Origin of the sequence: Roseibium sp., assembly GCF_965216085.1 — a bacterium.
Taxonomy (GTDB): Bacteria; Pseudomonadota; Alphaproteobacteria; order Rhizobiales; family Stappiaceae; genus Roseibium.
On sequence record NZ_OZ244138.1, the window covers coordinates 1,696,632 to 1,718,579 of the forward strand.

Below are 21,948 nucleotides of genomic sequence, written 5' to 3' on the forward strand. Positions count from 1 at the left end.
ATGACGTCTGGTTCCAAAAAAGCAGCAGGTCTGACCCGACGGGGCGTGATCGCTGGCGCGGTGGCTGGTGGTGCTGGCGCATTGGCTGCGCCCGCTATTGCCGCCCAAAAACCGGTAGTGGAGTGGAAGCTGGTCACCTCCTGGCCGAAAAATCTGCCGGGGCCCGGCGTGACCGCTCAGCGGATCGTTGATCAGGTTGCAAAAATGTCGGCGGGTGCCTTCCAGATACGCTTGTTTGCTGCTGGTGAACTGGTGCCGGCGCTCGGTGTATTTGATGCGGTGTCCGCCGGGACGGCTGACATGGCCCATACAGCCTCGTTCTTTTGGCAAGGCAAGATCCCAGCTTCGGTCTACTTCACAGCCATTCCGTTTGGCCTACTGCCGCACGAACATATCTGCTGGATCGAACAGGGGGGCGGACAGGCCCTCTGGGACGAACTCTATGCACCGTTCGGCATCAAACCTGTGATGGCAGGTAACACCGGTGTGCAGATGGGCGGTTGGTACAAAAGGCCGGTCGAAAACTTAGATGATTTGCGTGGCTTGAAAATCCGGATGCCAGGGCTCGGCGGCGAAGTGATGCGCCGCTTGGGGGCAGCACCCGTTGGCCTGCCACCAGGGGAATTGTTTCAGGCGCTGCAAACTGGTGTTTTGGATGCGACGGAGTTTCTGGGGCCTTGGTCGGACCGGGCAATGGGATTCCAGAAGGCTGCCAAATTCTATTATACACCGGGATTTCATGAACCCAATGGAACCGGTGAAGCCTTGTTCAATCAGGCGGCGCTTGAGGCGTTGCCGGAAGAGCTTCGAGCAATCCTTTTGGAGGCTTGCAGGGCTGAAAATGGACGGGCGCTGGCGGAAAGTGATTGGGAAAATGCTCGTAGTCTGCAGCTGCTACAGGACGAAGATGGGGTAACAGTTTTGCCGTATCCTGACACCATTATGGCGGCGCTTCGTGAGACGGCCAAAGCTGTGTTGGCCGAAACGGCCGAAGAAGGGCCGCTCAGTGCCAGGATTTACGAAAGTCATCAGAAGGCGCGTCAGAGATTGGCGCCCTGGAGTGACACTTCCATGCGCCGGTTTATGGCCGCCAGAGATGGGGCCGCATAATAAGGAAACTTCCCTTCTGTGAAATTTTGCCGGCCTGTCGTTTGAAAAAATGCAGTGCCGGCAAGTCCGTGTTTCATTCGCCAGAACAGATTCCGGGTTTTTGAAGGGGTGCAACCTTTGCGTTTGTCTGACGGTCCATTGTTTTGTCCTGCGCTGCTGCTGAGGGAATGAACAAACTGGGCTTGGTTTTTCGTTTCAGTCACCAAAAAGCACTTATCAAGCGCTTCATTGGTCAATCTGACAGCTGTTAAAATTCGGGATTAGTGTGCTCGAATCTCGTGCGTTTGCTTCCAGCTTTAGGCGCATCTTCGATGTTACTTCCGCGATTTTAATGCACGATTCAGAAGTAAATCGTCCACATTTTCGTTCAAAAGTTTAGCGGTTCCGCAGGGATACGTGTGACAAGAAGGCAACGCTCGGCAAAGAAAGTTTTCGAAAGCTTACGTTCTGGTAAAGTGCTCAATATTTGTGCATTTGTGTGAGTTTGGGCTAAGGCCTAGAAAAAATCGACGATCATGGAGATGTTTATCTGGCTATGGGCTCCCCCAGAGAGGGCGGCGTATCAAAAAAGTACCATCTATTGCGCTGCAGCATCTACTAATCCTGCAATTATAGATCGCATTTGACTGTTGAAAGGGCCGCGTTTCTCCGGAACTCTAGGATCAGTGTCATACGCCTCCCGGTGGGGGAGGTGGGTTGGGAGAAACGTTGAAATGTGGGCAACCAAAAAACTCGTGCTGCTGACGTCGACAGCTGTTGCTGCTTCGCTCGCAGCCAGCGCCGCTGTCGCGGGCGGCTTCGCCCTGCGTGAGCAGAGTGCTTATTATCAGGGAACTTCTTTTGCTGGCAACGGAACATCTAGCGATTCCATTTCGTCCATGTTCTGGAACCCAGCTACGATCACCGCGGCCAAAGATAAAATAAACTTTGAGGCGCATAACACCTTCATCATTCCGCGATCAGAAATCACCGGAACCAATGTTGTTCCGAATTCGCTGACGACACCGACAGGCCTGATTTCGACAACTTTCAATACAGGCGATATAGGCCAGGATGCGTTTGTTCCCTCGTCCTATGCGTCCTACAATTTCAATGACAAAGTCTTCCTCGGCGTTGGAATTAACGGTGCATTTGGATTGGCAACCAAGCCAAAAGACACCAATTGGACCGGTGCCGGTTACAATCGTTCGTCAAAAATCTTCTCCCTGAATGTAAACCCAGTTGCCAGCTATAAGATCAACGAAATGTGGTCTGTGGGTATCGGGGCGCAGATTCAATATGCCGATATCCGGCTTACCAATGCATCCGCATCTCCGACCATTCCTGGAGCATCCTTGATCCCTGGTCAGCAGTTGGATGGTGACGGCACCGGCTTTGGTGTAACCGCAGGTGTTTCTTTTAGACCGACCGCCAAAACAGAAATTGGGATTGGTTACCGGTCTGCAATCTTTACAGATATTGACGGAACCATTGTAGCGCCAAGTTCGACAAATCCGTTTGTGTCTCAGACACTGGGCGTGAAAACTGTTCTCTCGACGCCAGACATGATCACCGTATCTGCAAAACAGAGCATTACGGATGACATTCGGGTTCTTGGCACCTTTGAGTGGACCAACTGGAGCCGTTTGAAGCAGCCACGCCTTGAATCGACCGCAACAGGTGCAACTGTGACGACGTTGCCGTTCAATTATGATGACGGTTTCTTCGTTGCTCTCGGCGGTGAATACGACTTTAACGACAAACTCACGCTTCGGGCTGGTGCTGCCTACGAATGGTCGCCGATCGATACGGAAATCCGGTCTGCACGCCTTCCAGACAACGACCGTCTGTGGTTGAGCGCAGGTGCGTCTTACACCTACAACAAACATGTCTCGTTTGACTTGGGTTATACGCACATTTTTGGCGCCGATACCGACTTGAACCTGGTACCAGGCCATCAGGATTACAGCGCCTCAAAGGGGTCTCTGACAGGATCAGTCGACTCTGCCGTCGACATTTTGACTGCGTCTCTCCGCGTCAAGTTCTGATCGGACTAGACAGCTTTACAACTAAGCCGGTCTGCACAGCAGACCGGCTTTTTTTTGTTTAACCCAACGAGCTCATCCGTTCAGAACGCTGCAGGGTAGAGGCCGCCGTCCATGAGGATGTTTTGACCTGTGATGTAGCCACCATATTGCGAACATAGGAAGGCACAGGTTTGGCCAAATTCTTCTGAGTTGCCGAACCGCCGAGCCGGAATTTCGGCAGCCTGGGCCTCTCGTACAGCTTCAATACTTTTTCCGGACTGTTGCGCTGTCCTTTCGAAGCCCCCCTTTAACCTGTCTGTATCCATCTTGCCGGGAAGCAGGTTGTTCACAGTCACGCCATAAGGGGCGAGCTGCCGGCAGACACCGGCCAGGAATGCAGTCAGGCCGGCCCGTGCGCCGCTTGAGAGATCCAGGCCTTCAATCGGCATTTTGACCGAGAGGGAGGTGATGTTGACGATCCGTCCAAAACCGCGCTCTTTCATGCCCGGGGTTACCGCCTGAATAAGCTCGATTGGGGTGACGAAGTTCTGGACAACGCCACCGAGCAGGGCGTCGCGGTCGAGTTCTGTGTAATCTCTCCGGGGTGGGCCGCCATTGTTGTTCACCAGAATGTCTGGGTGAGGGCAGGCAGTCAGGAGCGCAGATTGCCCCTCCGGGGTCGAGACGTCAGCTGCAACAGCCGTCACCTTAACCTGAAACTGTTCGGCTAAATCGGCCCGTGTGGCCTCTAGAGCCGCTTGATCCCGTCCGTTGATCACCAAATCACATCCGGCCTCGGCAAGCGCTTCCGCGCAGCCACGGCCCAGTCCCCGGCTTGAAGCGCAAACGATCGCCGATTTGCCGCGCAATCCCAAATCCATGTGCAGGTCTCCCCCAAGCATTTACAAATCACTGCCGGATACTATGGAAACTGGAGAACTGCCGCCATCTTCTTGGCAACAGTAGCAAGATGTTGATCACTTAACCTTTCAAGCAGTTAGCAAACTCTGGTTTTTCTGACCGTGGCTTTTGGCTCAAAGAGCAAAGAAAACGCTGCGTCCACGGCGGCAGAAGGCTGCTTGTCATAATAGTGCAACCTGAATCGCGTCTATAGCGGTCCAATGGATCATGGAGACGTGAAATGTCCACTTCAGAGGCATCGCGGCATTACAGGGCCTTGTTTATTTCAGACGTACACTTGGGAACCAGGGGGTGCCAAGCAGAGCTGCTTCTGGACTTTTTGAAAGACAACGATGCAGAGACCGTTTATCTGGTCGGCGATATTGCGGACGGCTGGCGTCTGAAACGGTCTTGGTACTGGCCCCAGCTCCACAACGATGTGGTTCAAAAGATCCTTCGCAAGGGCCGCAAGGGCTCCCGTATCGTCTATATCCCCGGCAATCATGACGAGTTCCTGCGGAATTTTCTGGGCACGCATTTTGGTGGCGTCGAGGTTACCGACAGCATCATTCACGAGACTGCCGATAAAAAACAATATCTGGTCATTCATGGCGATCAGTTCGATGTGGTGATCCGTCACGCCAAGTGGCTCGCCTTTTTTGGTGATAAGGCTTATGTCACCGCGCTCGCCGTGAATACGGTCATGAATACCATTCGGCGGCGGTTGGGTCTGACCTACTGGTCTCTGTCTGCTTGGGCTAAACTGAAGGTCAAGAATGCCGTCAGTTTCATTGGGCGGTTCGAAGATGCGCTTTGTGATGAAGCACGCCGACAGGGCGTGGACGGCGTGATTTGCGGTCATATCCACCATGCTGCGAACCGTGATGTGAATGGCATCCACTACATCAATACAGGTGATTGGGTGGAAAGCTGCACGGCGGTTGCCGAACATCATGATGGAACCTTTGAGGTGATCAGATGGGTAGAACAGGCCCAGACCGGTGCCGAGTTGGCGAAACCACAGGAAACTCCGGTCGCCGCATGAGTTCCATTCTTGTTGTGACGGATGCCTGGCATCCGCAAATCAATGGTGTTGTCCGGTCATTAGAGCGGACGGCCGAAGAACTCAGCGCCCTCGGCGTGCGCGTGGAGTTTTTAACCCCGCAATCCTTCCGGACGTTGCCTTGTCCAACCTATCCGGAAATCCGCTTGTCTTTGACCCATCGGGGAACCATCCGCCGGATGATCGATGAGTTTGACTGTGAGCATCTTCATATTGCCACAGAGGGGCCGCTCGGGCTGCTGGCTGCCAGTATTGCGAAGAAACGTGGCCAACCATTCACGACGAGCTATCACACGCGTTTTCCAGAGTATGTGTCCGCCAGGATGCCTGTGCCATTATCTTGGTCTTATGCCTGGATGCGCCGGTTTCACAACGCCGGCGATGGCTGCATGGTGGCTACGAAGTCCTTGGAAAATGATCTGAGAGACCGCGGCTTTAACAACTTGATGCGGTGGTCCCGCGGAGTCGATGAGAACCTGTTTAAGCCCTATGACGGCTCAGTCCTTCCGGCGGATCTACCGCGGCCGGTCTTTATGTATGTTGGCCGGGTTGCGATCGAAAAGAACATCAAGGCTTTCCTGGATTTGAAACTAAGCGGATCAAAAGTCGTGGTTGGCGGTGGTCCGCAACTTGAGTCCTTGAGGCGGGAATACCCCGACACGCTCTTTGTGGGGTCGAAAACCGGCCAAGACCTGGCACGTCACTATTCGGATGCGGATGTGTTTGTCTTTCCGTCACTGACGGATACCTTTGGCAACGTCATGTTGGAAGCGCTTGCGTGTGGTGTCCCTGTTGCCGCCTATCCCGTGATGGGGCCACTCGATGTGATCGGGGGTACCGGAGCCGGTGTGCTCTCAGATAATCTGGCCGAAGCCGCGGAAGCGGCGCTCGACATTCCACGCGATCATTGTCGCAGTATTGCGCTGAACTACACCTGGGCAGCGAGCAGCCGACAGTTTCTTGACAATTGTAACGCAGCCATCAGCCGGTCAACCACGGCAAACGCCGCTGAATAGCCCGCCGGCGTAGTTGACGTTGCCGTTTGGGTGGGTTTTGAGGGTGTTGTCACGGGGACAATGTTGTTGTTGCCAGCCCGAAGCCATCTGAGTACTCCTTTCTTCCATTGATGAGATTCAAGGTGGCTTTGATGACGGAAACGGCAGCACATACGGCAACGGACCCCTCTTCCTGCAAGGACGCAGCAGTCACTTTTGACGACATTTTGGATGCGGCCAATGCCATCAAGGGTGTTGCAGTCAAAACACCGCTTTTGAACAACCCAGCTTTGGATGAGAGAGTTGGCGGGCGTGTCTTCATTAAGCCTGAATGCCTCCAACGAAGCGGTTCGTTTAAGTTCCGGGGTGCTTACAATTGTTTGCGCCAGATAGATCCGGAGATACGTTCCAAAGGTGTTGTGGCCTGTTCCTCTGGCAATCATGCGCAGGGTGTGGCTGCGAGCGCTCAAATCTTCGATATGCCAGCAACGATTGTCATGCCGGCGGATGCGCCTGAGGTTAAGTTGAACCGGACCCGCGCCTATGGAGCGACGGTGATAACCTACGACCGGGCCAACGAAGACCGGGATCAAATTGCGTCAAGGGTCTGCTCGGAAACGGGAGCGACCTTTGTCCACCCTTACAACGACCCAGCTGTCATCGCGGGTCAGGGGACGACTGGTCTGGAAATGGCCGCGCAGGCCAAAGAGCTGGGCGTTCAATTGGATGACGTTTTGGCGTGTACCGGCGGCGGTGGATTGTCCAGTGGCATTGCCTTGGCGTTGGCCCATCTGTCCCCCGAAACGGTGTTCCACACGGTGGAACCGGAAGATTTCGATGACTACAAGCGCTCCTTAGAAGCTGGAACGCTGCTCTCCAATGAAGCAAAGTCCGGTTCGATTTGTGATGCGCTGTTGTCTGAAAGTCCCGGAGACATTGGATTTTCAATTCTGCGCCAGTATTCTGGAGAAGGTTATACGATAAGCGATGACCAGGCTTTAGACGCCGTTGCTTTTGCGTTTTCCGAGCTCAAATTGGTGTTGGAACCGGGCGGCGCCGCAGCTCTGGCCGCTCTTCTCTCCGGAAAAATTGACCTAAAGGAAAAAACAGTTGGCGTTGTGCTGACCGGCGGGAATATCGACCCTAAGATGTTGTTTAGTTCTCTTTCACGTTAACCGGCTGTTAGGAGGCTAACCGTTACCCGGTTGCTAGCCGAATAGTTCGCTAGAAAAACCTTTGTAGCGGATTTAATGGTAAGGGAAAATTCGTAGGGTCGCGTTATTTGAGCGGAAATATCAACAGCTTACGCTGCGTCGGGTGCGTTTTAACCTAACGCAACCATGATCTTTCTGTCTTCGGTGCCGAAGTACGCAATATTCCAAGATGTCTAACTTCGCTTGGTGGTGAAGGCCGTTTTACTATGTGCAGTCCTGGCCGGAGGGGGACGGGATTGTCAGGTGACAGTATGGAGCTGATATGCACAAACAAACGCTAAAGGACAGGCTGGCGTTTTTCCAATACACAGACGATGATCGCGCACTGGCAAAGTCGGTTTGGCCGGCAATTCAAGCTGAGTTGCCGCGGATCATGGATGGGTTTTACGCCCATGTAAAAACAGTTCCCCATCTGGCTGATATGGTCGGAAATCAGGAGCAGCGTCTTATCGCGGCGCAGTTGTCGCATTGGGAAATGCTGTTTTCCGAAGGCCCGAGCAACAATTATCTCGACCGGTCGGTCCGCATTGGCTTGGCTCATGTGCGTATCGGTCTGGACCCGAGCTGGTACATCGGCGGCTATTCCTTTGCGATGACGCAGATCTCGGAGATCCTGATCAAGAAACGGCTGATGTCTGCGTCTAAACGGGCAAAGGCGATGGCCGTGGTCACCAAGCTTGTCATGCTGGACATGGATATCGCCATTTCCACCTATCACGAGAAAATGGTGGCGGACGCGGTTGCCAAGGAAGAAGAGCTCAAGACTGCGATCACGTCCTTTGAAACGACCTTGGGCAGTGTGGTCGGCGGTCTCAGCTCCGCATCCGATGAACTTGAGAACTCCTCGCGGGATTTGAACCGCGAAACCAGCTCCATCAGCGAGCGCATGCAAAACATGGATGCCTCGTCCGGCGAGACGGCGAGCGGCGTTCAGTCCAGTGCGACTGCGACGGAAGAAATGAGTGCCTCGATCGTTGAAATTGGCCGTCAGGCTGGGCAGTCCCGGGAGATGGCCTTGCAGGCGGTGCAGGGTGCGCAGAATACCAATGAATCGGTCACGAAGTTGGCCGGATTTGCAGATCAGGTTGGATCTGTCATCGGTTTGATTTCCGATATCGCAGAGCAGACCAATCTTCTTGCCTTGAACGCAACCATCGAGGCGGCCCGGGCCGGTGAAATGGGCAAAGGTTTTGCCGTTGTTGCGGCTGAAGTGAAGGAACTGGCCAGCCAGACGACAAAGGCGACCGAAGAGATCACGGAACAGATTGCAGCTATTCAGCAGGCTACGCAGGAATCGGTTCAGGATATCGAGGGCATTACCACCATCATCGGCGAACTGTCGGAAATTGCCACTGGCATTGCCGCTGCGGTCGATCAGCAAGCTTCGGCAACTGCGGAGATTTCTTCGAGTGTCCAGATTGCCGCCTCTGGCACGCAAGTGTTCACCGACGAGATTTCAGCGGTACGAACTTCAGTTGATGTGGTCGATGGTACCGTTGAAGCCATACATGGGACTTCTTTGACACTCAAGGACCAGGCAGCGCGGCTTGGAGAAGAAGCGAACCGGTTCTTTGCCGCGGTCAAGACTGGCTAAATCTGAATAAAGAGGGGAGGCATCGCTGAGCGGTCCACGGACTTCTTGGCGATGCCTTAAAGCCTGTCATATCAAATGGATCCAATGAGATGCGGCAGGCTCTATATCATCTGTACCATGCCGCACGGATTGTCGTCTGTGCGGCGTTTGTTTTTGGCGGCCGTTTTACCGGACGTCTGCAAGTCACTTCATTGCTGGGCAAATAAAAAAGGGCGCCGAAGATGCGGCGCCCTTTTTCGGTAAGATTTTAGCGCTGGCTTAGTTGAAGAGAGCCTGGCGTTCGGCTTCGGTCAGATCCACCAAAGGATCGGCACTGTCATCACTGTCAGCTTCTTGCTCGATCACAGCCCAATCCGCGTCGGCTTCAGCTTCTGAAGCAGCTTCTGACTCTGCCTCAACTTCAGCAGCGAGATCGGCCTGGATGTCTTCAACAGCCACTGTTTCAGATTCTACAGCTGCTGCCATATCAGCTGGTTCGTCAGTCTCGACTTCCGAGTCAGCGACTTCGGCGTCAAACAATTTATCAATTGCAGCTTCGTCGAGAACTTCATCTCCTGCCACAGAATCAAAGTCACCAGAGAACTCATCTGCTGGGGCTTCTTCAACGGCTTCATTTTTAGGAGCCGGCGCAAACATGTCGTCAATGGCTGCCGCGTCCATGGGCTGATTGTCTTCTGCCATAATGGCATCAATATCGGCAGCGCCGAGCGATTGGCCCATTTCGTGGCTGAAGTCATTGGCCTCGGATGACACCTCCTTGGCTACATCGGACAGCGCAGCGTCCAACACGTCTCCACTGACGGACATCAGTTCATCGACGCTGTTTTGGCTAACGCCGGCGCCGGCCATCTGCGGGCCGTTCAACAAATGAGCATCCGGGCGATTGTCGACCGGACCAGCTGTATCGTCAGCTTCAAGGTCCTCAATGCCCCAAATGTTGATCATCAGGTTGATACGGCTTTCCAAATACCGCAGCACCTGAACCACTTTGTTGGTCCGCTGTCCGGTCAGATCCTGGAAGGAACAGGCCATGAATATTTCTGTGGCCTTGGCGTCGATGTCATCGCACGTTGCATCATCCGCCCCGTTTTCGCGAAGGACCCAGGCTTTTTCTTGGATCTGCTCGGCAGCTTCCAGAATGGACTGAGTTGCCCCTTCGGTCTGCGTGACGATGGCATCCAATTCATGGGAGGCATCGACAAAGCGGTTGCTTTGATCGGTATCGTCTTTGATGTTCGCGATTTCTGATTTTGTCCGCTCGATCGCTTCATGCATGTCTGCAATATCAAGGCGGATTTTATCGAGGTCGGGAACTTTGCGCTGGCGGGTGACCACTTTTTCAAGACGCCGGATCGAACTTAAGATCTCGGTTGTTTCCGGGGTCTTGTTGCGGTTCAAAAACTCCTTTAGAAACCGACGTCCCCGATCGGATTCCATCAAGGTCTGTTCAAGCGTCTGATATTCGGCTTCGCCGATCAGCTCCGGTTCTGCTTGTAGTGTTTCCGCTTTCATAAGGACGCGATTCTCAACTCTGCAAGGGCCGTTCGGTAGCCGCTACGGACTATTCTGGCTTTCTAGGTAAACTCAAAATCGTTAATTTTTTTTTGGGCTTCGACATACGGCGTACTTTACATGTTTAAATTGTCCCCAAGCTTAAGTGCGCGTGTCTCCAGTTTGTTTGCTGTCCATTTCTTCGGATATGGCTTGTTTTTGCCGTTCTTTCCGGTCGTTCTGGAGTTTGAGGGTTTCTCGGCAGCGGACATTGGTTTTGTCCTGGGCGCGGGCACCATAGCGCGAATTGCGGCGAGCCCAGCCTTGTCCAATCTTGCCGACCGGACCGGCCAGCGGCGCTGGTCCATCTTCATCTATTCGATTCTCGGCACAGCGTTCATCGCGCTGTTTGCGTTCGGAAACGGGCTTTATGTTCTGGGCGCTGGCGTTATTGGGTACATGGTGTTCAAAGCACCGGTTCTGCCGCTCAGCGATGCTTATGCCTTGGATGCAGCACGCAACACAGGGGCAGATTATGCCCGGATGCGGCTTTGGGGATCAGCCGGATTTGTCGCCGCGACCATCGCGGGCGGCTGGCTGGCAACCGATGAAACCATCTGGGCGATCCTGCTTCTGATCGGTCTGGCTTCGTTTTTCACCGGTTTCGTTGTCATGTCGCTTCCGCGCCAGAGCGGGGCCGGGGACGCTGGTGTCGCCAATGACGATTCGTTGGAAGCTCCGTTTAGAAGCATTTGGTTTTGGCCTGTGCTGATGCTTATGGGGCTGTTTCAGGCAAGCCATGCGGCCTTTTATGGTTTTGGAACCTTGTACTGGCAGGCCGCGGGAATCGCAGATCAAACCATTGGAATTCTATGGGCTATTGGTGTTGTGGCTGAGATTGCGCTGTTCACAGTTGCCGGCCGGATTGCGCTGCGGTTCGATCCACCGGTGTTTCTGATTGTTGCCGGTGGTGCCGCAGTAATCCGATGGGGACTGTTTCCATTTGCTGACGCACTTTGGTCCATGGTCGCGCTTCAGCTTCTCCATGCTTTGACCTTTGGGGCAGCGCACCTTGGTGCGATTGCAATCCTTGCTAAGGTCGTGCCCAGCCGTTGGGCGGGCACGGGCCAGGGATTACTGGCAACGTCCATTGGGTTGCAAATGGCAGCCGGGCTGAGTGTCTGTGGTGCGCTTTATGAAAGCAATCCCGATCTGCCGTTTTATGTGATGGCGGCCGTATCCGCGGTTGGAACACTTGGCATGTTTGCGCTGACACCTGTGGTGCGCCAGCGCATGGCTTCAAGCGCGGTAGACTAACCCCAAAGGGCAGTTTCCGGCGGGAACAATGTGCTGCCTTCGAACACCAGGCCGGGAGTACGATCTTCGGTCAGCAGTAAGGGACCATCAAGATCGACAAAATCGGCGCTTTGAGCCAGCAGGACCGCCGGTGCCATGGCCAATGATGTTCCCAGCATGCAGCCGACCATGATTTTGAAGTCGAGTTTTTTTGCTTCGTCGAGAAGCGCCAGCGCTTCCGTCAGGCCGCCGGATTTATCGAGCTTGATGTTGATCGCATCATAGCGGCTGCGCAAATCCTCTAGGCCATCCCGTGTGTGCAGGCTCTCATCGGCGCAGATCGTGATTTTGCGCTCCAACCCAGCTAGCAGGCCATCATTGCTTGAGGGCAGGGGTTGTTCGATCAGGGCCACACCTGCGGCTTCACACGCCGCCATGTTGCGGGCAAAACAGCTGTCGTCCCAGGCTTCATTGGCATCGACAATCAACGTGCTGTCAGGGGCTGCATTGCGCACGGCTTCGATCCGCTCGTCATCTCCGCTTCCGGAAAGTTTGACTTTCAACAGCGGTCGATGCGCGGCCTGAGCGGTTTTTTCTGCCATTGTTTCGGGCGTGCCGACGCTGATGGTGTAGGCGGTGGTCACAGGCTTCAAAGCTGCGATCCCGGCAAGATCGGTAGCGCGTTTGCCGGACAGCTTTGCATCCAGGTCCCAAAGTGCGCAATCGACCGCGTTTCGGGCTGCGCCTGCCGGCATTGCGGACTGCAAGGCCTCACGCGTTAGACTGTCCTGCAGAAGCGGCGCAATCTCCTGGATTTGTGCCTGCACACTTTCCATGGTCTCGCCGTAGCGGGCATAGGGAACGCATTCGCCGCGGCCTGTGTGCCCGCGATCGGCTATCGACACCACCAGCACGTTGGCATGTGTCCGGGTGCCGCGTGAAATTGCGAATCCTCCCCCAGCGATTTCAAAACTTTCTTGGTCGATACGGACAGTGCGGCTCATGGGGCACCAAACTCCGCCGCAACTTTATCCACCAGGCTGTCCATGCCGTAACGCACTGGATCGGTCGCAGGTAGACCATGCTCTTCGCCGACCTTTGCCAGATAGGCCTGGGCCTCCTCATCACTCAGTGCTTGGGTGTTAACAGCAATCCCTAAGCAGCGGATGTCCGGATTGGTCAGCCGGCCACATTGAATGGTCATGTCGATGACTTGCTGGATGGTCGGCAGTGGCGTGTCGACACCGCGCATCTTGGTACGGGTCGGTTCATGGCAGACAATAAAGCCGTCTGGCTGAGAGCCGTGCAGAAGCCCAAGTGTTACGCCCGCGAATGACGGGTGGAACAGTGACCCCTGACCTTCAACGACCTGCCAATGATCGTCATCGGTGGCTGGGGACAGCCATTCGGCCGCACCTGCAATGAAGTCCGCAATGACAGCATCCAGAGAGAGGCCACGGCCTGAAATAAATACACCTGTCTGACCGGTGGCACAGAACGAGCTCTTGTAACCACGCTCATTGAGCGCCTTGTCCATGGCCAGTGCGGTGTATTTCTTGCCGACTGAACAATCCGTTCCGACCGCCAGGATGCGTTTGCCGGGTCTCTTGGTGCCTTTGCCGGTTGCGAAAGCCATATTGTTGTGGCGCACATCATGCAGCTGCCCGCCGTGTGTGACGGCGGCTTCTGCGATTTCGGGAATGTCGCCGAGCCGGACATGGAGGCCCGAAGCGACGTCCAGGCCAGCATTCAAAGCTTCAACAATCGAATCGATCCAATGGTCCGGCAGTCGGCCGCCCGCATTGACCGCGCCAATGACGAAGGTTTTTGCACCGGCGGCAACCCCTTCTGCGATCGACATGTCTGCAAGGCCTGTATCGGCCGCACAGCCGTCGAGCCGGACTTGCCCGATACACCAGTCTTTGCGCCAATCAACAATGCCGGTCGCGGTTTTGGCTGCGAGGGCATCGTGAACGTCACCTAGGAACAAAAGGTAAGGACGGGCTATTTCCATGGACAAAGCTTTCATCTGACTGCTGGACGTTAATCTTCGCAATCAGGTATACGGGGGGAAGTTGACGAGCGGCAAGAGGGCAACCCTCCGGAATGGCATTCTTGGAAAAAAACATTGCGCCGGAGATGCATCTTGAAACCGATGATGCTGGCCGCCAGTTTCTATCTCTTTCTGGCGACTGGACGGTCAGTACGCTTGCAGAAGCTGATCGGCAGATTGAGACGCTCGAAATAGCCAAGGACAAACTCACCTGCATTGACGTGTCGAAAATTGGACATTTGGACACCAGCGGGGCCTGGTTGATCCACCGGACCCGCGGTCAATTGGAGTTCAGCGGCCGAAAGGTGGAATTGACCGGCCTCAGTGAGGTGCGGCGGAGCCTGTTTAAAGAGATCGAACGCCATCATCCGCCGCGTTGGTCTCCGGACCGGTCCGGCTTCACCATTGTCGGTTTTTTGGAAGCGACCGGCCGTCAGATGGTGGAAGCTTACAAAGACGCCCTCGCGATGCTTCACATCCTGGGGTCTTTGGGGATGGTGCTGTCCACGGTGCTTCTGCAGCCCAAACGCCTGCGCAGTATCGCCATTGCTGTTCAGTTTGACCGCAGCTGTATTGGAGCGGTGCCGATTGTTGCGCTGATGAGTTTTTTGATTGGCGCGATCATCTCGCAGCAGGGCGGATTTTATCTGAAGCAGTTCGGCGCCGATATCTTTGTTGTTGATTTGGCTGGGATCTTGGTGCTCCGGGAAATTGGGGTCATTCTGACTGCGATCATGGTCGCTGGCCGATCTGGCTCTGCTTTTACTGCTGAACTCGGCGCAATGCGGATGCAGGAAGAGGTCGATGCGCTTCATGTCATCGGTCTGAGCGTCACAGAAGTTCTTGTGCTGCCACGTATTCTGGCTTTGATGATTGCCTTGCCGATCCTCACATTCGTGGCTGACATGGCCGCGCTGTTTGGTGCTGGGCTGATCACTTGGGTTTATCTGGACATTCCACCGGCGGCATTCCTTGTTCAGCTGAAAGCTGCAATTACGGTGAACACCTTTGTTGTCGGTCTCATCAAGGCGCCTTTTATGGCGTTGATCGTCGGACTGATTGCTTGTGTCGAAGGACTCAAGGTTGAAGGCTCTTCGGAATCCCTCGGTCGGCACACAACCATGTCGGTGGTGAAGGCGATTTTCCTGGTGATTGTCGTGGACGGATTTTTTGCGATTTTCTTTGCGGCGATCGGAGTGTAACGGCGATATGGCGGTTTCTGAGACCCAATCGGCTGACGGCAGAAAAGAGCCGGTACAGAGAACTTCTGAAAACATCCTCTCTGTCAGGGACATTACCGTCGGATTCGGTTCGAAGATTATCTTGCAGGATCTCGATCTTGATGTGCGCCGGGGCGAAGTGCTCGGATTTGTCGGGGGCTCGGGAACAGGCAAATCTGTTTTGATGCGCACGATCCTAGGGCTGACCCCCAAAAGAGCTGGTAAAATCAGCGTTTTTGGTCATGACCTTGCCGCGGCCAGCCCCAAGATCCGCAAAACCATCGAGCGGCGCTGGGGCGTGTTATTTCAGCAGGGCGCCTTGTTCTCGTCGTTGACGGTCAAACAGAATATTCAAGTGCCGATGCGCGAGCATTTGAAACTGCCGCAACAGCTGATGGATGAGTTGGCAACATTGAAACTGGAGCTGGTCGGCCTGCCCCAGGACGCTGCTGATAAATTGCCAGCAGAATTGTCCGGCGGCATGGTCAAACGGGCGAGCCTTGCACGCGCCCTTGCACTGGACCCGGATTTGGTGTTTCTGGACGAACCAACGTCCGGTCTGGATCCAATTGGGGCCGCTGCGTTCGATTCGTTGATTGCCAATTTGAGCTCTACTCTGGATTTGACCGTTTATATGGTTACTCACGACCTCGATAGTCTGCATTCCATCTGTGACCGGATCGCAGTTCTGGGGAATAAGCAGGTTCTGGCGCTCGGACCGCTCGAAGATATGATGAAAAATGACGATCCTTGGATTAAGTCTTATTTTCGAGGGGAACGGGCCCTGCGCCGGACATGAGGTTGGAGTGAATGGAAACCCGCGCAAATTACATTCTGATTGGCGGTTTTATGATCGCGATCCTGATCAGTGCGTTCGGGTTCATCTATTGGCTCGCAGTGACGGCTGAATCGCGGCAAAATGTTGAAGTGAAAATCCTCTATCCGGGTCCGGTAACAGGGCTTCCGGTTGGCGGGCAGGTTCTGTTCAACGGCATCCGGGTCGGTGACGTGAAGTCGCTGGATTTTGCCCCAGGTGATCCGACCAAAGTTTTGGCGACGGTCCGGATCCGCCCGTCCACGCCGCTGCGTGAAGATACCAAAGCAACCTTGAATTTCACCGGATTGACGGGCGTTGCCTATGTCGATTTGACCGGCGGGACGAGCTCCGCGCCGCTTCTGCTCAACCCGGACGGTGATCAGGATCCTAACAACATCCCGGTGCTTCACGCCGAGCGCTCATTTTTCGACGATATCGTGGATGGAGCCCGTGATGTCCTGAAACGGGCAGATTCGACCATGCAGACCGTCGATACGCTGCTAAAGGAGAATGGCCCGGCGATCGCAAAGACTATCCAGAATGTCGAAACATTCTCGGACGCGCTGGCGGCCAATGCGGATGGCGTTGAAGACTTCATGGCCAGCATCGGCAAGGCGTCAGAAGCCTTTTCCAGCCTGTCTGGCCGGATGGAAGGTCTGGTGGACCAAGGCGAACGGCTGCTGGCCGCTGTGCCCTCTGACAAAGTCACGGCCATTGTCGACGATTTGCAGACCTTTTCTGCAAGTCTCGGCAAGGCCGGCGACGACATTGATGCTGTGATGGCCGATGCCCAAGGCGTTGCCAAAGATCTGGCTGCCTTTACGGAGCGATTGAACAGCGGCCTCGGACAGGTGGAATCCATTGTTCAGGCGGTCAAACCGGAAGATATCGAAGCGGTCATGCAAGGCGCTGCTGCGCTCGGCGATGTCTTGAAAAAACGCTCCAGTGAAATCGACGAATTGGTGGTCGCAACCACAAGCACCATGCAGGGTGTAAACAATATCGTCGACATGATCCGTCAGCGTGAGGGAACCATCTCTGAAGTGATCACGGGTAGCCGCGATATTGTTGTGAAAGTTGATGAAATCGTCACACGTGGAGTTGAAGTCGCGGCAGTGATCGATCCGCTTCAGATCGAGGAGATTGTCGCCTCAGTCGGCACCTTTACCAGTGGGCTGAACGCATCACTGCTTCGGGTTGATGAAATTGTGGCCAGCGTCGACCCGGACAAGGTGGGACAAGCGGTTGATGGTGTTGCGAGCGTGATCGACAACTTCAACAATCAGCAAAGCCAGATCAACGAGATCATCGCGTCCACAAAGTCGACCATCCAGAATTTCGAAGCGGTATCGGCGACAGTCCGAGGTCAGGATGACCGGATAGCGGCGCTGATCAGTGACGTTCAGTCCGCCGCGGAACGGTTTGCGGCGACGTTGCAGTCGGCAGACGATCTCTTGAAAGCAGTTGATCCGGAGAAAGTCGCCAATATTGTTGGATCGGTTGAAACAGCGGCCTCAGGGCTGGCTGGCGAAGACGGCATTCCGGCGATCTTGGCAAGTGCACGTCAGGCTGCGGACAATGTCCAGCAAATGACCGCGGATCTTTCCAAGCGGACCCCAGATGTCGATCAGATCATCACTGACGCCAAGCAAATGACGGCAACATTGAACTCCACCTCTGTCCGGGTGGAAAGCCTGGTCGAGAAAGTATCCGAGATGGTCGACGGCGACGGCGAGGGATTGATCAAGGAAGCAACGCTGGCGGCCCGGGCGATCCGCAAGGTTGCCGTTGCTTTCGAAAGCCGTGCCGATTCCATTGCAGGCGGCCTGTCGAAATTTGCTACACAAGGCTCCGCGGATCTATCGTCGGCACTGGCGCAATTCAACCGGACACTGGTATCTATTCAACGGGCTGCGCAAAGCTTTGAACAACAGCCGAACCGGATCATCTTCGGCGGCGAAGAGGTGCCGACATATCAAGGCGGGCGGCGCCGGTGAGTAAGGTGAGTAAAGGACAAACGCGGATGACACAGGCAGACAGCCGGCTGACCCGACGGGCTTTCGTCGGCGCTCTTTGTGGCAGTGCCGTGGTTTCCGGCTGCACCAGTTCCGGTCCCTCCGCCTTTTATAGCCTTCAGGCCGCTGACGTTGGCAGTGTGTCTGGACGCTCAAGCCGTGTGCAGGTGCTTGTGGCCCCGCCGCGTGCGCTGAAAGCTCTCGATACTTCTTATATTGCCGTTGTCGACAGCGGTCCGGTCTATTCCTACTTTCCGAAAGTTGCCTGGGCGGACACGCTGCCGAATGTCGTGCAGACCAAGCTGGTTCAAACCCTGCAGAACACTGGACGCTTGCGCGGTGTTGGGTTGCCGGGCGATGGCCTGTTGATCGATTATCAGTTGCAGACAGATATCCGGGCGTTTGAGCTCAATATTGAGCGCGCAAACCGGGGCGTTGTCGAGATCGCGGCTCGGGTGGTCAATGATCGTAATGGCCGGACCGTCGCCAGCAAGGTTTTCCGGCGCGAAACACCTTCTGGAAGTTCGGACGTGGATAAGGCGGTTGCGGCCATGAACCAGTCTGCAGAGCAGGTGTTTTCCGACATTGCCGCCTGGACGCTCAGAAACGTCTGAGCGCCCAATAATCTATCTATATTAACGCCAGTGAGAACGCCGGTACTGCGATTAGCAGGATCAGGCGCAGGATGTCTGCCGCCCAGAACGGCAGGATGCCAGCGAACATCGTGCGCAGTGGCACATCGGTTAGGACAGAGCGCAGCACAAAGACATTGAGGCCGATCGGTGGGGAAATCAGGCTGATTTCGGTGACCACAACAACGATGATTCCGAACCAGATCAATACCAGTTCCGGATCACTGAGCAGGCCGGTGCCAAAGTCGAGCGATGTGACGAGCGGAAAGAACACCGGCACAGTCAAGAGGATCATCGACAGACTTTCCAGAACCGCCCCCAAAACCACATAGATCAGCACCAGGACCAGGATAACCACATAGGCATTTACGTCGAGGGATTGGACGTAGTTGAGCAGGGCGTCTGGAACACCTGCATAGCTGATGAAGTTGGAAAAGACCTCCGCGCCAATGATGATTGCGAAGATCATCGCGGTGGTTCGCGCGCAATTGAGCCCGGCGCTGAACAGTTTTTCAAAAGTCAGACCACCGGACAAAAGTGCGATCAGAAATGCGGTTGCTGCACCGATGCCGGCCGCTTCGGTTGGCGTGAAGAAGCCGCCATAGATACCGACCATGATGACGGCAAACAGCCCGAGCACCGCCAAGACACCCCAGATATCTTTACGTTCTACCGGAATGTCTTCATGTTCGCTGGGCGCGAGTTTCGGCTTGAAAAGAACGGTTACATAAACGGCTGCCATATAAAAGACGACGCCCAGAAGCCCCGGGATGATGCCGGCAATAAACAGTTTGCCGATGTCGGCTTCCGTCAATAGACCGTAGATGATCAGAATAACGCTGGGCGGGATCAGAATGCCGAGCGTGCCGCCAGCGGCGATTGATCCGGTTGCCAAACTGTCAGCATATCCGGCCTTGCGCATAGATGGCATGGCCACTTTGGACATGGTGGCGGCTGTTGCCAGCGACGAGCCACAGACGGCAGAAAACCCGCCACAGGCAACGACTGCAGCCATCGCCAGACCGCCGCGCATCCGGTGCAACATGCGATGCGCGGTCGTAAACAGCGACTGGCTGACGCCGGAAATGGTCAAAAGGTTGCCCATCAAGATGAACAGCGGGATCACCGACAGGGTGAAGGACAAGCCAGTATCAAAGGCGGCATTGCCCAGAAGATTGAAGGCTGCATTCCAATTGCGCAGCATGGCAAAACCGGCGGTTCCGACGATGATCATCGCAACAGCAATCGGTACGCGCACCAGAACCAGGCTGAAAAGGGCGCCAAATCCAATCAGAGCCTCGAGCACGAGTTAGGCCCCTTTACGAAAACGGTTGTAGGAGAAGACGGCGGCGGCGATTGCGGAAACAGCAAAGGAAACAGACCCCAGCCAGCCGATGATAAAGAGCGGAATTTCAAGGGAATCGGTCACTTGTTCTCGCCGCTGCAGTTTGTCCGCATGTTCGATCAGCTCTATGGCGATCAGAGCAAAGATTGTGATGGTGCAGACCCCAGCAATGACAGTACCGAGGCGCTTGAGCACCCGGCTCTTCATGCCATCGAGAAGCTCAACTTCAATATGTTCGCCGGCAGCCGTCGTCAGCGGAAGCGCCAGGAAAATCAGAGTCGCCAATAGCAGTTCGGTCAGCTCATAGGCCCCAGTCACCGGACTGTTGAAAACATATCTTGCCACCACGTCGACGCATGTCAGGCCGATCAAGGCAAACATGACCAAAAGGCAGGCTGAACCGAGGACATAAGTCATCACGGGCAGGATCTTGGAGATCCAGCCCGCGTTGGTTTTTTTGGACGTTGCCGTCATGATCAGTTGCTGATGTTGGTTTGGGCGCGGAATTCGCCCAAGGCAGCTGCACCATCAAAGCCGGTTTCCGACACTGCCTTGACCCAGGCACCTTCATGCTTTTCAGCCAGTGCCTTGATCGCTGCCAGAACCGGGGCAGGGGCGTCGTAGACTTCGATGTCCTTGTCGGCAATGTAAGAAGCGCCACGGCTATCTGCACCGTCCCAGACACCGCCAGCAAGTTCTGCAAGCGCTTCGCCGGAAACTTTTTCAATCGCCGCCTGATCTTCGGCAGAGATGCCGTCCCAGATGTCTTCGTTCATGACGAGGAACCAGGAGGTGTTGTAGATACCGCCCGGCACTTTCATGGAGTACTTGATGTAATCCGTCAGTTTGAAGGCCTGGAGCGCTTCCATCGGGAAGGTCACGCCATCAATGACGCCACGGGACAGCTTTTCATAAACTTCGCCCGGGCCCATGAACTGGGTGGTGATGCCGAGGTCTTGCGACAGGCCGGCGATGTAACCGCCCGGTGTGCGCACTTTCAGACCAGAAAAGTCTTCCGGTTTTTCGATCTTGCGCTGGTTGTTGTGGAACATGCCAGGGCCATGCACCCAGAGACCAAGAAGTTTGGTGCCCTTGTGCTCGTCCTGCGCCTTCAGGCTGCCACCATAGACATTCCAATAAGCCTTGGAGCCATCGGTCGCAGTGTCTGCGATAAAGGAGAACTGGCCGATGCGCGATCGCAAGAACCGGTCATCCTTGGTGAAAGAATGCAGGCCATAAGTGATGTCGGCAACACCATCTGCAGCAAGGTCATAATGAGCCGGCGGCGGTCCAAGCGGCTTTGGCAGGACGCGGACTGTGACACGGCCTTCAGTTGCGTCGGCAACTTGTTGTGCCCACGGCTGGATAACTCCGGTGACGACCGGATGTTTCGGCGGCAGCCAGGACGATAGAACCAGTTCGTCAGCAGAGGCGCTGGCAACCAGGCCGGTCAAGGCACCGGCCGCAGCGCCGGCAAGGATCGAAAGATATTTTGGATGTTTCACGGCTTTTCCTCCCAATTCGGTCTCACGCCGATGTCCGTCGCTTCCATTCTTGAAGTGAGTGTGTCGAAATTAGTTGCATTTGAAACTAAGTCAATCGTAAAATCTCGCAAAACAGTACGGTGCGCCAAAAGTTGAACCGGAATGATAGGCCGTCAAAGGGTTTTTTAAGACGATGACAGGACACGAGATTGACACGGATTTGAAGCCAGGCGGGTTCCAGCTGGAAACCTTTTTTCCTTACCTGGTCCGTGTGTTTTATTCTGATGTAACCCGTGCACTTTCAGATATCTATCAACGTGATTACGGCATGACACCGGCGGAATGGCGGGTCATGGCGATCCTCGGATCCAGCTCTGAAGGTATGCAGGCCAGTGAAATCGTCTTCCGGTCCAGTATGGATAAGGTGGTGGTTAGCCGGGCCGTCAAACGCATGGAAGAGCGCAAGTTTTTGAAACGGAACGCCAATGCAGCTGATGGACGGAGTTATCTTCTGTCCCTGTCCGACACGGGGCGCGCCGCTTTTGAAGACCTCGCCCCAAAGCTGATGGCCGTCGAAAAACAAATGCTGGACGGACTGAAAGACGATGAAATCCAGGTCGTGCTGGCGGCGATGTCCAAGATCCGGGGCAACCTGGCAGTGTCAGAGCCGCCGACTGAGGCATAGGCTAGGCGGTTCAGGATTGGGGTAGTGG

At 55.0% G+C, this 21,948-nt stretch carries 19 protein-coding genes; 12 read left to right on the plus strand and 7 right to left on the minus strand.

Features of this window, described 5'->3' with window-relative positions; translation table 11 throughout:
- Positions 1-1,110, plus strand: a complete 1,110-nt coding sequence (locus ACOOFE_RS07755) for a TRAP transporter substrate-binding protein (RefSeq protein WP_420414425.1) — start codon at positions 1-3, stop codon at positions 1,108-1,110.
- 713 nt (positions 1,111-1,823) lie between these two features.
- Positions 1,824-3,137 carry an OmpP1/FadL family transporter gene (locus ACOOFE_RS07760; RefSeq protein WP_420414426.1) on the plus strand — a complete coding sequence of 438 codons (1,314 nt, stop codon included), beginning with the start codon at positions 1,824-1,826 and terminating at the stop codon, positions 3,135-3,137.
- Between the two features lie 80 nt (positions 3,138-3,217).
- Here ACOOFE_RS07760 and ACOOFE_RS07765 read toward each other — a convergent pair whose 3' ends face one another.
- Entirely contained in the window at positions 3,218-3,997 is a 780-nt protein-coding gene (locus tag ACOOFE_RS07765) for an SDR family oxidoreductase (protein ID WP_420414427.1), read from the minus strand.
- 260 nt (positions 3,998-4,257) lie between these two features.
- On the opposite strand from ACOOFE_RS07765, the gene ACOOFE_RS07770 reads away from it, so the two are divergent.
- From ACOOFE_RS07770 to ACOOFE_RS07785, 4 genes are all read left to right on the plus strand, one after another.
- Positions 4,258-5,061, plus strand: a complete 804-nt coding sequence (locus tag ACOOFE_RS07770; RefSeq protein WP_420414428.1) for a UDP-2,3-diacylglucosamine diphosphatase — start codon at positions 4,258-4,260, stop codon at positions 5,059-5,061.
- Positions 5,058-6,095 (plus strand): glycosyltransferase family 4 protein, encoded by a 1,038-nt coding sequence (locus ACOOFE_RS07775; RefSeq protein WP_420414429.1) that lies wholly within the window; start codon positions 5,058-5,060, stop codon positions 6,093-6,095. Before ACOOFE_RS07770 ends, ACOOFE_RS07775 begins: the two co-directional genes overlap by 4 nt.
- Before the next feature lie 131 nt (positions 6,096-6,226).
- The gene (locus ACOOFE_RS07780) at positions 6,227-7,249 is read left to right on the plus strand and encodes a threonine ammonia-lyase (RefSeq protein WP_420414430.1); all 1,023 of its coding nucleotides are present in this window, start codon (positions 6,227-6,229) and stop codon (positions 7,247-7,249) included.
- Positions 7,250-7,550: 301 nt separating this feature from the next.
- On the plus strand, positions 7,551-8,882 hold the full coding sequence (locus tag ACOOFE_RS07785; RefSeq protein WP_420414431.1) for a protoglobin domain-containing protein: 1,332 nt from the start codon (positions 7,551-7,553) through the stop codon (positions 8,880-8,882).
- Positions 8,883-9,140: 258 nt separating this feature from the next.
- Here ACOOFE_RS07785 and ACOOFE_RS07790 read toward each other — a convergent pair whose 3' ends face one another.
- The gene (locus ACOOFE_RS07790) at positions 9,141-10,394 is read right to left on the minus strand and encodes a protein phosphatase CheZ (RefSeq protein WP_420414432.1); all 1,254 of its coding nucleotides are present in this window, start codon (positions 10,392-10,394) and stop codon (positions 9,141-9,143) included.
- Positions 10,395-10,514: 120 nt separating this feature from the next.
- On the opposite strand from ACOOFE_RS07790, the gene ACOOFE_RS07795 reads away from it, so the two are divergent.
- Positions 10,515-11,690, plus strand: a complete 1,176-nt coding sequence (locus ACOOFE_RS07795; protein ID WP_420414433.1) for an MFS transporter — start codon at positions 10,515-10,517, stop codon at positions 11,688-11,690.
- Here ACOOFE_RS07795 and dgcA read toward each other — a convergent pair.
- A complete protein-coding gene (gene dgcA / locus ACOOFE_RS07800; RefSeq protein WP_420414434.1) occupies positions 11,687-12,673 on the minus strand; it encodes an N-acetyl-D-Glu racemase DgcA in 987 nt (328 codons plus the stop codon). The two genes, ACOOFE_RS07795 and dgcA, sit on opposite strands and share 4 nt — an antisense overlap.
- On the minus strand, positions 12,670-13,683 hold the full coding sequence (gene dgcN / locus ACOOFE_RS07805) for an N-acetyltransferase DgcN (protein WP_420415553.1): 1,014 nt from the start codon (positions 13,681-13,683) through the stop codon (positions 12,670-12,672). The genes dgcA and dgcN overlap by 4 nt, the downstream gene beginning before the upstream one ends.
- Positions 13,684-13,775: 92 nt before the next feature.
- Between dgcN and ACOOFE_RS07810 the strand changes: the two genes are divergently transcribed.
- From ACOOFE_RS07810 to ACOOFE_RS07825, 4 genes are read left to right on the plus strand one after another with little or no spacing between them, the layout of a single operon-like run.
- Positions 13,776-14,924 (plus strand): ABC transporter permease, encoded by a 1,149-nt coding sequence (locus ACOOFE_RS07810; RefSeq protein ID WP_420414435.1) that lies wholly within the window; start codon positions 13,776-13,778, stop codon positions 14,922-14,924.
- A gap of 7 nt (positions 14,925-14,931) precedes the next feature.
- A complete protein-coding gene (locus tag ACOOFE_RS07815) occupies positions 14,932-15,741 on the plus strand; it encodes an ABC transporter ATP-binding protein (RefSeq protein WP_420414436.1) in 810 nt (269 codons plus the stop codon).
- An 11-nt stretch (positions 15,742-15,752) separates the two neighbouring features.
- Positions 15,753-17,756 carry an MlaD family protein gene (locus ACOOFE_RS07820; protein WP_420414437.1) on the plus strand — a complete coding sequence of 668 codons (2,004 nt, stop codon included), beginning with the start codon at positions 15,753-15,755 and terminating at the stop codon, positions 17,754-17,756.
- A gap of 26 nt (positions 17,757-17,782) precedes the next feature.
- Complete coding sequence (locus ACOOFE_RS07825) at positions 17,783-18,388, plus strand: ABC-type transport auxiliary lipoprotein family protein (RefSeq protein WP_420414438.1); 606 nt, start codon at positions 17,783-17,785, stop codon at positions 18,386-18,388.
- A 16-nt stretch (positions 18,389-18,404) separates the two neighbouring features.
- On the opposite strand, the gene ACOOFE_RS07830 is transcribed toward ACOOFE_RS07825, so the two are convergent.
- The 3 genes from ACOOFE_RS07830 to ACOOFE_RS07840 are packed head-to-tail and all read right to left on the minus strand — an operon-like array spanning position 18,405 to position 21,256.
- Complete coding sequence (locus ACOOFE_RS07830; protein WP_420414439.1) at positions 18,405-19,712, minus strand: TRAP transporter large permease; 1,308 nt, start codon at positions 19,710-19,712, stop codon at positions 18,405-18,407.
- A 3-nt stretch (positions 19,713-19,715) separates the two neighbouring features.
- The gene (locus ACOOFE_RS07835; protein ID WP_420414440.1) at positions 19,716-20,225 is read right to left on the minus strand and encodes a TRAP transporter small permease; all 510 of its coding nucleotides are present in this window, start codon (positions 20,223-20,225) and stop codon (positions 19,716-19,718) included.
- 2 nt (positions 20,226-20,227) lie between these two features.
- Entirely contained in the window at positions 20,228-21,256 is a 1,029-nt protein-coding gene (locus ACOOFE_RS07840) for a TRAP transporter substrate-binding protein (RefSeq protein ID WP_420414441.1), read from the minus strand.
- Between the two features lie 172 nt (positions 21,257-21,428).
- Between ACOOFE_RS07840 and ACOOFE_RS07845 the strand changes: the two genes are divergently transcribed.
- Positions 21,429-21,920 carry a MarR family winged helix-turn-helix transcriptional regulator gene (locus ACOOFE_RS07845; RefSeq protein ID WP_420414442.1) on the plus strand — a complete coding sequence of 164 codons (492 nt, stop codon included), beginning with the start codon at positions 21,429-21,431 and terminating at the stop codon, positions 21,918-21,920.
- Positions 21,921-21,948: the final 28 nt, after the last annotated feature.